General features: G+C 70.2%; 1 protein-coding gene. It reads right to left on the bottom strand.

Annotated features, from left to right (window positions below):
* Window positions 1–319: hypothetical protein (locus tag ACFTZL_RS44405; protein WP_382596202.1), on the bottom strand; the 319-nt coding region annotated here is incomplete at both ends.

Genomic DNA, 319 nt, shown 5'->3' with positions numbered 1-319 from the left:
GTCTCCTCCGGCGGAGCCTCGTGCGCGTGCTTCAGCTCGGAGCGGGCCGACACCCGCTCGGTGCCGGTGAGTTCGGACCAGTAGCGGTGGGTGCTGACGAACACCGCGAGTTCGTGCTCCCGCCGGCGGAGCTTCTCCACTTCGGCCTGTTCGTCGGCGCTCCAGCCGGGGGAGGCGGGGCGCTCCACCTTGCGCCAGCCGTTGTCGTCGCTGAAGCCGTCCACCGGCTCCACCGACCAGGGCAGTCGCTTCAGCAGGACCGACAGCTCGGCGCGGACCTGATGGAGTTCCTCCTGACCGGCGAGGAGGTCACTCGGAA

The organism is Streptomyces sp. NPDC056948 (assembly GCF_042674225.1).
Classification (GTDB): Bacteria; Actinomycetota; Actinomycetes; order Streptomycetales; family Streptomycetaceae; genus Streptomyces; species Streptomyces purpurascens.
Note: the sequence above shows the minus strand (reverse complement) of the source record. Positions and strands in the feature narration are given on the sequence as shown.